The sequence below is a fragment of the Abyssisolibacter fermentans genome (assembly GCF_001559865.1).
GTDB classification, from domain to species: domain Bacteria; phylum Bacillota; class Clostridia; order Tissierellales; family MCWD3; genus Abyssisolibacter; species Abyssisolibacter fermentans.
In genome coordinates this window covers 15,530-35,767 of the sequence record NZ_LOHE01000029.1, presented here as the reverse complement: position 1 = coordinate 35,767, position 20,238 = coordinate 15,530, and the positions used below count along the sequence as shown (strand labels likewise).

At 28.0% G+C, this 20,238-nt stretch carries 2 protein-coding genes; both read right to left on the bottom strand.

Features of this window, described 5'->3' with window-relative positions; genetic code table 11:
• Nucleotides 1–34 precede the first annotated feature (34 nt).
• The gene (locus AYC61_RS01945) at nucleotides 35–15,988 is read right to left on the bottom strand and encodes a non-ribosomal peptide synthetase (RefSeq protein ID WP_066496038.1); all 15,954 of its coding nucleotides are present in this window, start codon (nucleotides 15,986–15,988) and stop codon (nucleotides 35–37) included.
• 290 nt (nucleotides 15,989–16,278) lie between these two features.
• Entirely contained in the window at nucleotides 16,279–20,196 is a 3,918-nt protein-coding gene (locus AYC61_RS01940; RefSeq protein ID WP_066496034.1) for a non-ribosomal peptide synthetase, read from the bottom strand.
• Between the last annotated feature and the right edge of the window lie 42 nt (nucleotides 20,197–20,238).

Genomic DNA, 20,238 nt, shown 5'->3' with positions numbered 1-20,238 from the left:
AGTAAATATGTGCTATTGGATATAGTTATTGATTTTAGCTGTTCAATATGTCATTTATTAGATCTGAATTTTTTTTCACAAAATCTGCTGTTAGCATTTTTGTATGAGTTCCATATCCCTGATATACTTTGAATCCTGTAGATGTCATCTTATTCCATTTAAGTATTTCTTCAACTTTTTCTGTATTATCACTCATTACTAAATGTATATTAGCCTGTACCTTTCCATCATAGGTAACCCCCCCAATGTAGGTATAATAGCTTTTAATCCTTTCATACATTTTATTTTTTAAATCACCCATTTTAATCTTTGGACTTTCTATATCATTGAAATATTCATCTACATAAACAGCGCATTCTTCTTCAAATTCTATAATATTCTCTGCCATAAAATATTGAGTATTAGTTAACATATATGAATCTATCAAAATAATATCTGACACCTTATATTTAAGTCTTTGAAGCTCTTTAGCTACTTCAAATGCAAGAGTTCCCCCTGCTGAATATCCTAATAATATATATGGTCCTTCTGGTTGTTTTTCAATTACTTTTTCGACATATTTATTAATAATATCTTTATCATCAATATAATCAAAAGCATATATAGAATATTTATTCATATGGTTTGAAAACTCTCTGTAAACTAGCGAACTTCCAACAATGTCTGGAAAACAGAATATATTCTTAGGCTTCTCATCATTTAGTAAAACTAAGAATTCTTCGTCTATATATTCATTAGTTTTTCTATTAATGTATTCACTAATATTTTTTATTGTAGAATTTCTTAGTAAATCAATGATTGGTACTTTAATTTCGAACTCATTAAATATCTCTGTATAAACTATTGCTAATTTCAAAGAATTTCCTCCTAAATCGAAGAAATTATCATTGATTCCAATTTTTTCGATTTCGAGTGTTTCACTCCATATTTCTGCTAATTTCTTTTCTATATCATTTCGAGGAGCTATATAATCTTTGCCTAAGTTAAAGATTTCATTTGGTTTAGGTAATGCTTCCCTATCCACTTTACCATTGTTGTTTAATGGTATATTCTCTAGCTGTAGAATATATGTTGGAATCATATATTCAGGTAATTGATTTAATAAATATTCTCTTATTTTAGCTATATTTAATTCTTTTTCAGCTGTAAAATAACTGCATAAATATTTTGTTCCATCTTTGTATTCTTTTACTATTACTACTACTTCTTTTATGTTTTGATGTCTAAGTAGGCTGTTTTCAATTTCGCCTAGCTCTATCCTATATCCTCTGACTTTTACCTGATGATCTAATCTTCCTAAAAACTCTATATTTCCATCAGGTAGCCATTTTGCTAAATCTCCTGTTTTGTACATTCTTTCTCCTTGTACAAATGGGTTGTCCATAAATTTCACATCTGTAAGCTTAGGTTGATTTAAATATCCCCTTGTCACATTATCTCCAGCAATACATAATTCTCCAACTGCTCCAATAGGTAGTAAGTTATTATTCTTATTTAGTATATATATTCTTTGATTTTTCATAGTTGTTCCAATCGGAGTACGTTCAAAATTATATTCTTTTTTAAGAGATATATCATATGAAGTTGAATCTACACAACATTCTGTTACTCCATATATATTGGTTATATACACATCTTTGAGTGATAATTTTCCTAAAAATTTCTTTGCCAGATTATATGATAATTCTTCTCCTCCTATAATCCATCGTTTCATATTAAGCCTAAAACTTTTTTCTGTATCAATTACTTCATTTAACAAACGAATACGAGAAGGTGTACCATCAGATATATTTATGCCTTGTTCTTTATAAAATTGTAGCAGCTTTACACCATCTGAGTATTCTTCTTCAGATGCTATATGCAGGCTATGTCCACCAAGTAGTGCTGAAAAAATCTGCTGCACTGAGGCATCAAAACTATATGAAGCAATTAAACCAACCTTTAATTTACCTTTATATTTGTCATAAATAATATTGTTTAAGCCTGTAACCAAGCTATTAACATTTCTATGTTCTACCATAACACCCTTAGGATTTCCTGTTGTACCAGACGTATAAATCACATATATTAAATCTTTCTCATCGTTAATATTTTCTAAATTTGATTCATCTCCTGTAAAGAGCTCTTTCTCATCAATATTAATGATATTTTTACCTTCAAGCTTTTCATTTATCATACTACTCTTCGTAATATGACTTTGAGTAAGCAATATATTCATATGACTATCATCTATCATATATAATATTCTTTGCTCCGGAGAATTTACAGTTATAGGTAAATAAGCTCCTCCCGCTTTTATAACAGCCATTATACCTATAATCATTTCAATTGATCTATCAAGCATTAATCCTACTATTGAATTTCTACTAACATTTTTCTTTCTCAATAATCTAGCTAATCTATTTGCTTGCTCATTTAACTGTTTATATGTTAGTACCTTGTCTTTACATACTACTGCCACTGCTTCTGGTGTTTTTTTCACCTGTTCTTCAAACAATTCATGTATTGTCTTATTCTTTGGATAATCTACTTTTGTACTATTGAAATCATAAAGAAGCCTATCTTTCTCTTTTTCTGTTAATATTTCTATGTCTCTAAGCTCTATGTCTAGGTTTTGTACTACTGCTTTTAATATATTTTCATAGTGTTTAAATAATTTATATATTGTTTCTCTTTTAAATATCTTAGTACAATAACCTATACTTAAATCAATACCTTTCTTTGTCTCTACAGCTGTTAAATCCATATCAAATTTAGATACGTTATTCTTTACTACATAAGGATTAATAGTTAAGTCCTCTAATTTTACTTCTGACATCTCCATGTTCTGCATTGTGAACATTACATCAAATAATGGATTTCTGCTGATGTTCCTTTCTATATTAAGACTTTCTACTAGTTCTTCAAACTGATAATCCTGATTTTCGTAAGCATTAAGAGCATTTGTTTTTACTTCCATTAAAAACTTTCTAAAGGTTTTATTCGCCTCTGGATAATTTCTCATAGCTAGAGTATTTACAAACATTCCTACAATGCTGTTTAAATCTCCATGATTTCTTCCTGCAATCGGAGTTCCCACAACTATATCATCCTGCATGCTGTATCTTGATAACAATATATTAAATGCTGATAAAAGTAACATATACATAGTACTTCCTGTTTCTCTGCATATTTCTCTTAATTTTCCTGCTAATTCCTCATCTAAGTAATATCCTATGGTATCTCCTTGAGAACTTTTAACCATTGGTCTTTGATAATCTCCAATTAATAATTCAGGAATTTCTTTACCGAAAACTTCAAGCCAATATTTCTTTTGCTTTTCTATCTTTCCTGATTCAAGTAATTTTTTTTGCCATAACACATAATCTATATATTGAACATCAAGTTTTGGTAATTCCTTGCCATTATAAAACTCAATAAATTCTTTGACAAAAATTTCATTTGATACTCCATCAGAAATAATATGATGTAAATCTAATAATAATACATGTACATTTTCATCAACTTTAATTAAGCTTCCTCTTAAAAGTGGTGCTTCTCTTAAATCAAACTTTTGTACAAATTCATTAATTATTTCATCAATTTCAGCTTCATCTTTTTCAATATAATTTAAAGTAAAGTTTGAGTTTTCATTGATTATTTGCATAACCTCTCCATCAATTATTTCAAAGCTAGTTCTCAGAGATTCATGTCTTTCTATTAATTTATTGAATATCTCTTCAATTTTAGTCTTTTGTAAATCTCCTTCTATTTTTAATGCCATAGGTATATTGTAGCTAGTATTATCTTCTATATTGTTCAAAGCATACATTCTTTTCTGAGCAGATGATAATGGATAGCATTTATATCCTTTTGAAGAATACTTTATGTCTTTAAATTCTTGGCTATAATCTTTTATTGAAGTATAAATGTTTTTATCAGCTGTTCTTATAAACTCTGCTATTTCTCTTATTGTTGGTCTCGTAAATATTTCAACTAAAGGCATTTCTACTTTTAATTTCTTAAAAATTTGTGCTACCATTGTAGTTGCTTTTAATGAATGACCTCCTAAGCTAAAGAAATTATCATTTACCCCTATATTTCTGTCAATATTTAATACTTCTTTCCATATTTGAACTAAGGTTTCTTCAGTTGCATTACTAGGAGCTTCATATATTACCTCAAATTCAACACTTTCTTTTAATTTTAATAATGCTTTCACATCAACTTTACCATTAGGTGTAAGTGGCATCTTTTCTATTTGAACAAAATGTTTTGGTATCATATATTCAGGCAAATATTTGTTCAAGAAATTCACTATTTCCTGTACATTAATCTCTTCATCCATTACTACATATCCACATAAGTAACTATCTCCTGTTTTATCCTTTCTAACAGCTACTACTGTTTCTTTGACAGACGGATGCTTTCTTAATTGATTTTCAATCTCCCCGAGCTCTATCCTATATCCTCTGATTTTGACTTGATGGTCTATTCTTCCTAAAAATTCTATATTTCCATCAGGTAACCATTTTGCTAAATCTCCTGTTTTGTATATTCTTTCTCCTTGTACAAATGGATTGTCTATAAATTTTTCAGCTGTAAGCTTAGACCTATTTAAATATCCTCTAGCTAAGCCTTCTCCTCCTACACATAATTCACCAGCTATTCCAACAGGCTGCAAGTTATTCTTTGACATTATATACGCCGTAGAATTATTTAAAGGTTTTCCAATTGGTATGTTGTCTTCATAATCTTTTATCTCAAAATAAGTTGAAAATGTTGTATTCTCTGTTGGACCATATCCATTGATTATTTTTATGTTTTTACATTTATCTATGACTAGATTGGTATATTTAGGGTCTAAAACATCTCCTCCAACCAGTAGATATTTTAACTCTTTAAATATATCTGGTCTTGTGTTTGCCAACTGATTAAATAATGAAGTAGTTAAAAATGCTATTGTTATTTTATTTTTTATAATCTCATTCTCTAATTTGTTAGCATCTAACAATTCTTCTTTATCTATTAAATACAAACTTAATCCATTTAATAATGAACCCCACATCTCAAATGTTATTGCATCAAATACGATTGAACCTGTTTGCATAATTCGATCATTCTCTGTAAATTCCACATAATTCAAATTCCTTACCAATCTTATAACACTTTTATTTTCAATCATTACTCCTTTAGGTTTTCCTGTAGTACCGGAGGTATATATTATATATGCTAAATCGTTTGATTGGTTTATGTTATTTAAATTTTCACTATCAGCTATATATATATTTGAATCATCTAACTCTATTATTTCTCTTTCGAACTTAACAATATCTCTAAACTTACTTTGGAGCAGTAAAATATTAGTTCTACTATCTTCCAACATAATCTTTATCCTATCATCTGGATAGTTTGGATCAATTGGCATATACGCTCCACCAGCTTTAAGTATTCCTAGCACACCTATAATCATTTCTAGCGATTTTTCTACCATTATTGCTACTATAGTATCTGCTTTTACACCTTTATCTCTTAGCTTTCTTGCTAAGCTGTTAGCTTTCTCATTTAATTCTCTATATGTTAGTTTTTCATTTTTATATACAACTGCTATTTTTTCTGGTGTTTTCTTTGCCTGTTCTTCAAATAATTCATGTATTGTCTTATCCTTTGGATAATCTACTTTTGTATTATTGAAGTCATAAAGAAGCATGTTTTTCTCTTGTTCTGTTAATATTTCTATATCTGTAAGTTTTACATCTAAATTTTGTGATATTTCTATTAATATGTTTTCATAATGTTTTAATAATCTATTAATAGTTTCTTTTTTAAATATCTCAGTACAATAAGCTATATTTAAATAAATATCACTCTTTTCTTCTATAGTTGTCAATGTCATATCAAACTTTGCTATATTATTCTCCACTTCATAAGGTTTAATAGTTAAGTTTTCTAGCTCTACTTCTGCCATTTCCATGTTCTGCATTACAAACATTACATCAAATAATGGATTTCTACTAATATCTCTTTCTATATTTAGACTTTCTACTAGTTCTTCAAACTGATAATCCTGATTTTCATAAGCATTTAGAGCGTTTATTTTTACTTCATTTAAAAATTCTCTAAATGTTTTATGACCCTGTGGATGATTTCTCATTGCCAGAGTATTTACAAACATTCCTACTATATTGTTTAAATCTTCATGAGTTCTTCCTGCTATCGGACTTCCTACTACTATATCCTCTTGCATACTATATCTTGATAGCAGTACGTTGAAGGCAGAAAGTAATAGCATATACATAGTACTTCCTGTTTCCTTACATATTCTCCTTAACTTCGTGGCTAGTTTTATATCTAAGCAGTAATCTACAGAGTCTCCTTCAAAGCTTTTAACTAGTGGTCTTTGATAATCTCCCATTGTTAATGTAGGAATTTCTTTACTAAAAACATCTAGCCAATATTTCTTTTGCTCTTCAATTTTTCCTGATTTAATTAATTTTTCTTGATATAATACATAATCTTTATATTGAATATTAAGTTTTGGTAATTCCTGTCCATTATAAAACTCAAAAAATTCTCTAACTAAAATTTCACTTGATACTCCATCAGAAATAATATGATGTAAATCTAATACTAATACATGTATGTCTTCAGCTACTTTAATCAAGGTTCCTCTAAAAAGTGGTGCTTCTCTTAAATCAAACTTTTGTACAAATTCATTGATTGCTTCATCAATCTCATTTTCATCTTTTTCAATATAATTTAAAGTAAAGTTTGATTTTTCATTGATTACTTGCATAACCTCTCCATCAATTATTTCAAAGCTAGTTCTCAGAGATTCATGTCTATCTATTAGCTTGTTCAATATTTGTTCAATATTTGTCTTTTTTATAGCTCCTTCTATTTTTATAGCCATAGGCATATTGTAATTTGTATCTTCATTTAAAGCATACATTCTTTTTTGAGCAGATGATAATGGATAGCATTTATATCCTTTTGAAGAATTCTTTGTATAATTAGATTTTTCCTCGTATAAAATATTGTTCTTTCTTTCTATCCTACTATCAATATACTGAGCCATTTCTGCTATATTCTCAAAATTATATATATCTGTTAACTTAACTTCTATATTAAAGATATTATTAATCTTTAGACACAAATTCATTGTTCTCAGTGAATGTCCACCTAATTCAAAGAAATTATCTTTTACACCTATTTTTTCATCTATTGAAAGTACCTCTTTCCAAATCTGCACCAAAATTTCTTCAGTTTTTGTAGATGGTGCTTGGTAAGCTGTTTTAATTATAGAGCTGTTATCTAGTTTTTCAAGTGTTTTATAGTCGATCTTACCATTAGTAGTAACAGGCATTTCATCTATTTTGATAATATATAAAGGTATCATATATTTAGGCAAATATTCTTTTAGATATTCTTTAACTTCTTGGGAAGTTATATCTTCATCAGAAACAATATATGAATATAGCTGTTTATCTCCTATACTATCTTCTTTTATTATTACTACAGCATTATTAATTTTTTCATACTCTAATAATCTGTTTTCTATTTCCTTTAATTCTATTCTGTATCCCCTTATTTTTACTTGATTATCTATTCTTCCTAAAAATTCTATATTCCCGTCTGGAAGCCATCTCGCTAAATCACCTGTTTTATACATTGTTTCTGTAGAATTAAATGGATTCTCCACATATTTTTCATTAGTAAGCTCTGGTAAATTCAAATAACCCTTTGTTACTCCTTCTCCAGTAACACATAGTTCTCCAGGTATTCCTATAGGTAATAAATTCATACTCTCATCAAATATATAAACTTTATAGTTTGATATTGGTTTGCCTATTGGTACATTTATTATGTCTTCACCTGTACACTTATAGTAACTACAACATACTGTTGCTTCTGTAGGACCATAAGTATTATATACATTTGCCGTTTTTATAATATTGGATATATAATTACTTTTTAATACATCTCCTCCACTAATATAAGTTTTTACACTTGGTAATATTGGTAATTGATTTATTTCGTTAAGCAATAGTGGTGAGCATGAAATTAGAGAAATATTTTTTATTCTTATTAGCTGTGTTAAACGCAATATATCTTTTATTTCATCTACTGCGGCAATAACAACACATCCGCCACTTAATAAAGTTGGATACACTTCTTCTACGAATACATCAAAGGTGTTGCTTGCCTGCTGTAATACTTTACTATTTTCATTTACTTTAAACTCTTTTAAGAAAGCATGTACATAATTTACTATATTACTATGTTTGACCATTACTCCCTTTGGACTGCCTGTTGTTCCTGATGTGTATAATATATAAATTAAATCATCTGCTTTTTTAGTATTTACTAAATTAGTGCTTTCTCCTGTATAAATACTTTCATCATCAGCAAGCACAATGTTATCTGTTGTAAAGAAATCAGGTTCAATGCTGTCTTCTAACAATAAATGCTTCTGTGTTATTAATATTTCTGTTTTACTGTCTTCATATATATATTTTCTTCTACCTGTTGGATAAGCAGGGTCTATAGGCATATACACCATTCCTGCCTTCAAAGTTCCTAATATTGCTATTATCATTTCTATTGAACGATCAACCATAATCGATACGATAGTATCATTTGAGGTACTTTTTTTCCTCAATAATCTCGCTAATTGATTTGCTTTTTCATTTAACTCTCGATAAGTTATTTCCTTATCTTCAAATGTCACTGCAATGTTATTTGGAGTCACCTCTACCTGATTTTCAAATAGTTCATGTATTGTTATATTCTTTGGAAAATCTGCTTTTGTATTATTAAAGTCATGAAGAAGCAGTTTTTTCTCATTTTCTGTTAATATTTCTATATCTCTGATCTTTACATCAGAATTCTCAACTACTTCCTTTAATATATTTTCATAATGTATAAATAATCTATCTATTGTTCCACTTTTAAATATCTTAGTACAATACTCTATACTTAAATTAATTCTCTTTTCAGTCTCTATAACTGTTAAGTCTAAGTCGAATTTTGACATACTATCCTCTACTGCATAGGAACTAATAGTTATATTGTCTAAATGCTTTTCTGACATCTCTATATTTTGTATTGTAAACATTACATCAAATAAAGGATTTCTACTAACGTCTCTTTTTATATTTAAATTATCTACTAATTCCTCAAACTGATAATCTTGGTTTTTAAACGCACCTATAGAATTTATCTTTACTTCATTTAAAAATTCTCTAAAGGTCTTTTTGCCCTTCGGATAATTCCTCATTGTAACAGTATTTACAAACATTCCTACTATATTATCTAAATCTGCATGTGTTCTTCCTGCTATGGGACTTCCCACTACTATATCATCTTCTCCACTATATTTTGACAATAATACATTAAATACTGAAAGGAGTAGCATATACATAGTACTTCCCGTTTTTTGGCACATTTTTCTTAATTTTAATGTTAGTTCTTCATTCAAATAATATTCTTTTATATCTCCCTCATAACTCTTAACTGCTGGTCTTTGATAATCTCCAATCATTAATGTTGGTGCTTCTTCTTTAAAAATCTCCAGCCAGTATTTTTTTTGTTCTTCTATCTTTCCCGATTCGAACAATTTCTTTTGCCATAATACATAATCTTTATATTGAATATTAAGACTTGGTAATTCTTCTCCTTCATAAAGCTTAATAAATTCTTCAACTAAAATCGTACTAGATACTCCATCTGAAATAATGTGGTGAAAATCTAATAATAATATATATACATCTTTATTTATTTTAATCAAGCTTCCTCTAAAAAGTGGTGCTTTTGTTAAATCAAATTGCTGTATAAATCCCTTTATAACTCCATCAATTTCATTTTCACTTTTTTCCATATAGTTTAACTCAAAATTTACTTTTTCATTGATTATTTGCACAAGCTCTCCATCAATCATATCAAAACTTGTTCTAAGAGATTCATGTCTACTTACTAGCTTTTTGAATACATCTTCCATTTTTTTCTTATCTATAGACCCTTCTATTTTTAAAGCTAAGGGCATATTATAATTTGTATTTTCGCTTAAAGCATATATTCTTTTTTGAGCAGATGATAACGGATAATAATTTTCTTCTGTGCATAATTTTGTATTTTTTACTTTTTCCTCATATTCTTGTACTCTTTTCTCAAATTCTTGTACCCTTTTTTCGAATTCTTTTACTTTTTTCTTTAATTCTTCCGCTGATGTATTCATGTTTTTATCTGATTCTCTTATAAAATCTGATATCTCTCTTATAGTTGGTCTCCTAAATATCTCCCCCAAAGATACCTCAATATTTAATCTATTATATATCTTTGCTACTATTTTTGTTGCTTTTAATGAGTGTCCTCCTAAATTAAAGAAATTGTCATTTACTCCTATGTTTTCATCAATAACTAATACATCTTTCCAGATTTCTTCAATAATTTCTTCAGTAGCATTTTTAGGTGCTTCATATATTGTTTCAAATTCTACGCTTTCTTTTAATTTGAGTAATGCTTTGATATCAGTCTTACCATTAGATGTAATAGGTATTTTATCTATTTTAACAAAATGTCTTGGAATCATATATTCAGGTAAGGTTTTGTCTAAAAATTCTATTATTTCTTCAACCTTAATTTCACCATCTATTACTAAATATCCACATAAATAATTATCTCCTGATTTATCTTCTTTAACAGCTACTATAACATCTTTAACAGCTGGGTATCTTTTTAATTGATTTTCGATCTCACCTAGTTCTATCCTATGTCCTCTGATTTTTACCTGATGATCTATTCTACCAATATATTGTATATTACCATCCTTGTTCCATCTTGCTAAGTCTCCTGATTTATATATTTTTTTTCCTGGAACGAATGGGTTATCTATAAATTTCTCAGCTGTAAGCTTAGGTTTATTTAAATAACCTCTTGTTACATTATCCCCTGAAATACATAATTCTCCCACTGCTCCAATAGGTAATAATTCATTGTTTTTATTAAATATATATACTTTCTGATTCGTCATAACTTTTCCAATCGGAGTGTTTTCAAAATCATACTCATTATCAAGGGATATATCATATGAAGTCGAATCTACACAACATTCTGTTACTCCATATATATTGGTTATAATAGTATCTCTTAATGATAACTTGTCTAGAAAACTCTTGGCTAGATTATACGATAATGCCTCTCCACCTATAATCCATCGTTTGATATTAAGTTTAAAGTTTCTTTTAATATTAAGTACTTCATTCATCAAACGAATATGAGAAGGTGTACCATCAGAAATATCTAATTTGTGCTCTTCGTAGAATTGTAGTAGTTTCATACCATCTGCACTTTCTTTTTCAGATGCTATATATAAACTATGTCCACCTAATAGGGTTATAAAAATTTGTTTTACTGATGCATCAAAACTATAAGGTGCAACTAAACCAATTCTTAGTTTGTCATTATAGTTGTTATAAATAATATTATTTAAACCTGTCACCAAACTATTGACATTTTTATGTTCTACCATAACGCCTTTTGGATTTCCTGTTGTACCAGATGTATAAATGACATAGATTAAATCATCTGGACTATTAATGTTTTCTAAATTTGAAGCATCTTCTGTTAATTGTTCTTTATCGTCAATTGCTATGATATTGTCATATTCAAGTTTTTCATGAAATGAGCAATTTTCCACAATATGTCTTTGAGTAAGTAATATATCTATACCACTATCCTCTATCATATATTGTCTTCTATTTTCAGGACAATCAACAGCTATAGGTAAATAAGCTCCTCCAGCTTTTAAAACAGCTATTATACCTACAATCATTTCAATTGATTTATTAAACATTAATCCTACTATAGAATTTCTACTGACATTTTTCTTTCTTAATAATCTAGCTAATTTATTTGCCTTCTCATTTAACTGACTATATGTCAGTGCTCTATCTTTACATACAACAGCTACTGCCTCTGGTGTTTTGTTTACCTGTTCTTCAAATAATTCATGTATTGTTTTATCCTTAGGATAATCTACTTTTGTATTATTGAAGTCATAGAGAAGTCTGTTTTTCTCTTCTTCTGTTAATATTTCTATATCTCTAATCTTTACATCTAAATTCTCAACTATCTCTTTTAATATGTTCTCATAGTGTTTTAATAATCTATCTATTGTTTCACTTTTAAATATCTTAACACAGTACCCTACATTAATATTAATGTCTCTTTTTGATTCTGTAGCTGTAAATACCATATCAAATTTTGATACGTTATCTTTTACTGTATACGGATTAATAGTTAAATTGTCTAAATGTATTTCTGATATTACCATATCCTGCATTTTGAACATAACATCAAACAGCGGGTTCCTGCTGATGTCTCTTTTTATATCTAGATTTTCTAATAATTCTTCAAATTGATAGTCTTGATTTTCATATGCGTTTAGAGCATTTGTTTTTACTTCTTTTAAAAATTCTCTGAAGGTTTTATGACCCTCTGGAAAATTTCTCATAGCTAAAGTATTTACAAACACTCCTATAATGTTATCTAAATCTCCATGATTTCTTCCTGCTATCGGACTTCCTACTACTATATCATCTTGTCCACTATATCTTGATAACAGTACATTAAATGCTGAAAGAAACAACATATACATAGTGCTTCCTGTTTCTTTGCATATTTCTCTTAACCTAAGAGTTAATTTTTCATCTATATGATAATTTCTACTATCTCCTTCATAACTCTTAACTGTTGGCCTTGCATAATCTCCTATTGTAAATTCAGGAATTTCTTTACTAAAAATATCCAACCAATATTTCTTTTGTTTTTCTATTTGTCCTGATTTAAGTAATTTATTTTGCCATAGCACATAATCTTTATACTGAATATTAAGCTTAGGTAATTCCTGTCCATTATAAAGCTTAATAAATTCTTTAACTAATATTTCACTTGATACTCCATCTGAAATAATATGATGCATATCTAATAACAATAAATGTGCATCTTCATCTACTTTAATCAAGATTCCTCGAATAAGGGGCGCTTTTCTTAAATCAAATTGCTGTATAAATTCATCAACAACTTCGTCAATTTCATTTTCATCTCTTTCCATGAAATCTAATGCAAAATGAACTTTATCATTTATTATTTGAACCAGCTCTCCATCAATCATTTCAAAACTACTTCTCAAAGATTCATGTCTGCTTACCAACTTATTAAATATTTCTTCAAGTTTGCTCTTTTCTAAATTTCCTTCTATTTTTAAAGCCATAGGCATATTATAGTTTGTATTTCCCTCGATATTACTCAAAGCATATATTCTTTTTTGAGCAGATGATAGTGGATAACAATTTACTTTTAGGGAATATCCTTCGTCTTTTGCTTCTCCCGTAAAATCTTTGATTGATGTATAAATGCTTTTATCAGATTTTCTAATAAACTCTGATATATCCTTTATTGTTGGTCTTTTGAATATCTCAACTAAAGGCATTTCTATTTTTAGCCTTTTATATATCTGCGCTACCATCATAGTTGCTTTTAAAGAATGTCCTCCTAGGCTAAAGAAATTATCATTTACTCCTATATCTTTGTCAATATTTAATATTTCTTTCCAAATATCAACGAGGGTTTCTTCAGTATCATTTTTAGGTGCTTCATAGATTGCCTCAAATTCCATACTTTCTTTTAATTTGAGTAATGCTTTTATATCAGTCTTGCCATTAGATGTAAGAGGTATTTTATCTATTTTAACAAAATGTTTTGGAATCATATATTCAGGTAAGTTTTTGTCTAAAAATTCTACTATTTCCTGAACATTAATTTCACCTTCTATTACTAAATATCCACATAGATAATTATCACCAGATTGATCTTCTTTAACTGCTACTATCACATCTTTAACTGTTTGGTATCTTTTTAATTGATTTTCTATTTCTCCCAGTTCTATTCTATATCCTCTGATTTTAACCTGATGGTCAATTCTTCCAATAAAATCTATATTACCATCTATTCGCCATCTTGCTAAGTCTCCTGTTTTATATATTTTTTCTCCTGCTGTAAATGGACTATTTATAAATTTTTCAGATGTGAGCTCCGGTTTATTCAAATATCCGCCTGTTACATTATCCCCTGCAATACACAATTCTCCTACTGCTCCAATAGGTGATAATTCATTACTTTTATTTAAAATATATATTTTTTGATTTTTCATAGCTGTTCCAATTGGAGTACGTTCAAAATCATATTTATCTTGAAGAGATATATCATATGAAGTTGAATCTACACAACATTCTGTTACTCCATATATATTAGTTATAAATGTATCACTTAGTAATAATTTTTCTAATAAATTCTTTGCCATACGATATGATAATGCTTCTCCACCTATAATCCACTGCTTAATATTAAGCTTAAAGCTTTTCTTAACATTAAGCACTTCATTTATCATACGAATATGAGAAGGTGTACCATCAGAAATATCTATTTCTTGTTCTTCATAAAATTGCAATAATCTTATACCATCTGTCCTTTCCTCTTCAGATGCTATATGTAGGCTGTGTCCACCTAATAGTGCTGGGAAAATTTGTTGCACTGATGCATCAAAACTGTATGGAGCAATTAAACCAACCTTAAAATTGCCATCATATTTATCATAGATATTATTATTTAAGCCTGTAACTAAACTATTCACATTTTTATGTTTTACCATAACACCTTTTGGATTTCCAGTTGTACCAGATGTATAAATTATATATATTAAATCATTCGGAGCATTTATGTTTTCTAAGTTATGCATATCTCCTTTTAATAATCCTTCATCATCAATAGCTATAATATTTTCATATTTAAAATCTTCATATAATCTATAATTGTGCAATATGTCTCTTTGAGTAATTATTATATCTATACCACTATCTTCTATCATGTACTTTCTTCTATTTTTAGGATAACTCATTGCTATTGGCAAATAAGCTCCTCCAGCCTTTAAAATTGCCATTATACCTATTATCATTTCAATTGATCTATCAAACATCATTCCTACTATAGAATTTCGTCCTACATTTTTCTCTCTCAATAGTCTAGCTAATTGATTTGCTTTTTGATTTAATTCACTATAATTTATACTCTTGTTTTTATAAACAACTGCTATGTTATCAGGTGTTTTTTCTACTTGTTCTTCAAATAATTTGTGGATAACTGCATTCTTTGGATAATCTATTTTGGTATTATTAAATGAATATATTAGCTTATTTCTTTCAGCTGCTGAGATAATATCTATATTTTTTATTGTTATGCTGGTGTTTTCAATTATTTGTTGATAAACTCTATTTAAGTAGCTCATTAACCCTTCAATGATATATTTTTCATAAATAGATGTATTATAATGAAAACTTACTTTTATATTTGTATCTTCTCTTAAAAAAGCTATTATAATATCTGGATTTATATCTTTTACATAGTTTATATCCTGTAAATTTTCAAGAAGCATTACTATATGACAAAGCATTTCGTTATTTTTTGTACCGCTAATATCCAATTGACTTATTAGTGTTTCTACTGGATAATTTTGATTTTCCATTGCTTCAATTATTGTTTGTCTTACAGAAAATAATAACTCTTTAAATGTTGTATTTACATCTACCTTAGTTCTAATAGGTAGCATTTTGTTGATAATCTCTCCTTCAAAATCTTGTCTATATATGGGTGTTCCAAAAATAATATCATCATTTTCAAGATATAAGTTAAGTAGAATAGTTAGCCCAGTAGTTAATATTATATGAAGTCTTTGATCTGATTGATTGCTGATTTTAAGTAATTTTGAAGAAATTGTTTCTGGTAAATTAAACTCAATTGTATGCAATTGATATTTTTTATTATTAAATCCTTTACTATATGGGATTATTGTCTTGTTAATTTCTCCACTTAGTTTATCAAGCCAATATCTTTTTTCTTTAAAATGTTCAGAGGCTGCCAACATCTTTTTTGAGTGATTCTCTTCTCTTACCATACTTAAACCTCCTATCTTTAGTTTTACTTTTCAAAACTATTTGTTTCTAGGTTATTATCAGATAGAACTGTATTTATCACAATTATTCCATTGTTTACCATCTGCAGTTTTGATATGTTTTATTTCAGTATGTGATTTTGCAATTATTTTTATAATTCCCCATAGAATTACTAAGGACCAAAGAAAATATATAATAAGTAACCAATTATATTGTTAGGAGACATGCAAGATTTCTTTCCAACATCGGAATGAAAAGATTCTGCACGACTCCTTTTGTAAAATTATTCAATCTACAGTACAAACTCACCATCATCAATCTCTACGCTTGTTGTATCTAAAATCGATGTATCATATGAATTTTTAATATCTTTAAGTAAAATATCTGCATTATCTACCACTTGATTAATTATATTGATATAGTTTTCACTCATTTCTTTTATAGTCTCTTCTTTAAACAGCATAGAATCATATTCTATAGTCATCATCATTTTATTATCATTTTCATATCCCTTTAAAATTAAATCGTACGTAGATCTGTTATTTTCTAATGGATATTCATATAATTTAAATTTACCACACTGAATTTCAACTGAGTTTTCTTCATGATATGAAAAAACACAATCAAATAACATATTCCTTGCAGGATCTCTCTTTAGTTTAAGCTTATCTATTAATTCTTCATATTGGTAATCCTGATTCTCATAAAATCCTAACGATTTCGTCTTAACTTCTTCTAGAAGCTCTCTAAAGCTCTTAGTATATTGTGGATACGTTCTAATAGGAATCATATTTACAAACATTCCTATTATTGAATATAGATCTTCATTTATTCTCCCTGCTATAGGACTTCCAATTATTATATCTTCTTGACCAGAATACTTAAATAATAGAATATTATACGCCGTTAGAAGTACCATAAATGTTGTTGTACTGGTCTCATTCATAAGTTTATGCAACTTATTTGTAATTTTTTGATCTATAACAAATCTATAATCTTTCCCTACACAACTTTTAACTAATGGTCTTTTATAGTCAGTAGGTAATTGTAATATTGGTATTTCTCCTTTGAATTGGTTTAGCCAATATTCTTCTTGTTTTTTTCTCCATGATGTCAATTCCATTTTTTGATGCCATAGTACATAGTCTTTATATTGAAATTTTTGCTTTGGTAATTCATCACCATTGTATAACTTAACAAAATCATTAATTAATATTGTACTTGAAACTCCATCAAATATAATATGATGCAAATCTAATATAAATATATAACTATTGTTTCCTATTTTTATTAGGCAAGCTCTACATAAAGGTGCCTTACTTAAGTCAAATGGTTTAATAAATTCTTTGATAACAGATACCACTTCTTTTTCATCTTTTTCTATATAATTTAATTTAAAGTCAATTTTATCGTTTATTCTTTGAACTGTTGTTCCTTCTATATTTTCAAAGCTTGTTCTTAGTGTTTCATGTCTCATAATTAATTTATATATTACTTCGGTAAGCTTATCTTTAGATAGCTCTCCTTCTAACCTTGTAATAAAAGGCATATTATAATTCGTATTATCTTCTATCATACTGTTCATAATAAAAATTCTGTTTTGTGCAGGAGATAGAGGATAATAATCCCTTTTTTCTGCAATCTCTAATGCTAGATTTTTCTTTTTTCTTACACTATTATCAATGTATTGAGCCATTTTTTCTATGCTTTGAAGATTATATATATCAGTTAACTGAACTTCTATATTAAAATGATTATTAATCTTTACACACAATTTCATTATTCTCAGTGAATGTCCACCTAGTTCAAAAAAATTATCTTTTACACCTATTTTTTCGTCTATTGAAAGTACCTCTTTCCAAATCTGCACTAAAGTTTCTTCAGTTTTTGTAGATGGTGCTTGGTAAGCTGTTTTTATTGTGGAGCTGTCATCTAATTTTGCAAGTGTTTTATAGTCAATCTTACCATTAGCAGTAACAGGCATTTCATCTATTTTGATAATATATAAAGGTATCATATATTTAGGTAAATATTCTTTTAGATATTCTTTAACTTCTTGGGAAGTTATATCTTCATCAGAAATTACATATGAATATAGCTGTTTATCTCCTATACTATCTTCTTTTATTATTACTACAGCATTATTTATTTTTTCATACTCTAATAATCTGTTTTCTATTTCCTTTAATTCTATTCTGTATCCCCTTATTTTTACTTGATTATCTATTCTTCCTAAAAACTCTATATTCCCGTCTGGAAGCCATCTCGCTAAATCACCTGTTTTATACATTGTTTCTGTAGAGTTAAATGGATTCTCTACATATTTTTTATTAGTAAACTCTGGTAAATTCAAATAACCCTTTGTTACTCCTTCTCCAGTTACACATAGTTCTCCCGGTATTCCTATAGGTAATAAATTCATATTCTTATCAAATATATAAGCTTTATAGTTTGATATTGGTCTGCCTATTGGTACATTTGTTATGTCTTCACCAATACACTTATAGTAACTACAACATACTGTTGCTTCTGTAGGACCATAAGTATTATATACATTTGCCGTTTTTATAATGTTTGATATATAGTTACCTTTTAATACATCTCCTCCACTAATATAAGTTTTTACACTTGGTAATATTGGTAATTGATTTATTTCGTTAAGCAATAGTGGTGAGCATGAAATTAGAGAAATATTTTTTGTTCTTATTAGCTGTGTTAAGCGCAATATGTCTTTTATTTCATCTACTGCGGCAATAACAACACATCCACCACTTAATAAAGTTGGATACACTTCTTCTACGAAGACATCAAAAGTGTTGCTTGCCTGCTGTAATACTTTACTATTTTCATTTACTTTAAACTCTTTTAAGAATGCATGTACATAATTTACTATATTACTGTGTTTGACCATTACTCCCTTTGGATTGCCTGTTGTTCCTGATGTGTATAATATATAAATTAAATCATCTGATTTTTTAGTATTTACTAAATTAGTGCTTTCTCCTGTATAAATACTTTCATCATCAGCAAGCACAATGTTATCTGTTTTAAAGAAATCAAGTTCAATGCTGTCTTCTAACAATAAATGCTTCTGTGAAATTAATATTTCTGTTTTACTGTCTTCATATATATATTTTCTTCTACCTGTTGGATAAGCAGGGTCTATAGGCATATACACCATTCCTGCTTTCAAAGTCCCTAATATTGCTATTATCATTTCTATTGATCGATCAACCATAATCGATACGATAGTATCATTTGCAGTGCTTTTTTTCCTTAATAATCTCGCTAATTGATTTGCTTTTTCATTTAACTCTTTATAAGTTATTTCCTTATTTTCAAATGTCACTGCAATGTTATTTGGAGTCTTCTTTTCCTGCATTTCGAATAGTTCATGTACAACTTTATTTTTTAAAAATTCTTCTCTAGTATCATTGAAATCGTTAAGAATTCGTTTTATTTCAGCATCTGTTAACATACAAATATTATTAATTGGTTTTTGTGGGTTGTTGATATTATCATCTAGAATATTAATATAGTGGCTTATTACTTGATTAATAGTCGATTCTTTATACATATTGGAATTATACCTAAATGTACCCACAATATTATTTTCTGTTCTTGTTAATGATATTAATATATTGCAATTATTTGGTATCTTCTCTATTGCTTTGTGTATATTACCAAACTCACATATTATTCCAAACAAACTCACTTTATTGTCATTATTTAAAATAGTAAGTTGTTCTATAATTTTTTCATAAGGATAATTTTGATTTTCATAAGCTTCTAAAGTAGTGCCCCTAATACTATAAAGTAAATTTTTAAATGTTGTTTCATTATTAATTTTATCTCTCAAAGCAACTAAATTAGCTAATTCATTTTCTTCATCATCATATTTATACATTGGCGAACCTATAATAATATCATCTATACCTGTATATTTATTGACTAATATTTTCAAACTTGTAAGTAATATAAGATATAGTGATAAATCTGATGATTTACCCAGTTTTAAAATTTTCATTGATAATTCTTCTGGAATGCTAAAAGACACCTCTTTTAGTTTTATTTCACTTCTTTCTTTAATGTCATAATCTGACATCAGTTGGACTTCTTGCAATTCCCCTGACAATTGACTAAGCCAATATTCTTTTTGTTTGGTATTTATTAATTCTTTAATATCACCATTTTTACTTATATTCTCCATGGCTATACCCCCTAAGAATCTAGACAATTATGTTTTTCAAAA

Excerpts from the sequence above, each read along its gene's own strand:
- AYC61_RS01940 (WP_066496034.1), bottom strand. The coding sequence starts at position 20,196 with ATGGAGAATATAAGTAAAAATGGTGATATTAAAGAATTAATAAATACC.
- AYC61_RS01945 (WP_066496038.1), bottom strand. The coding sequence starts at position 15,988 with ATGGTAAGAGAAGAGAATCACTCAAAAAAGATGTTGGCAGCCTCTGAA.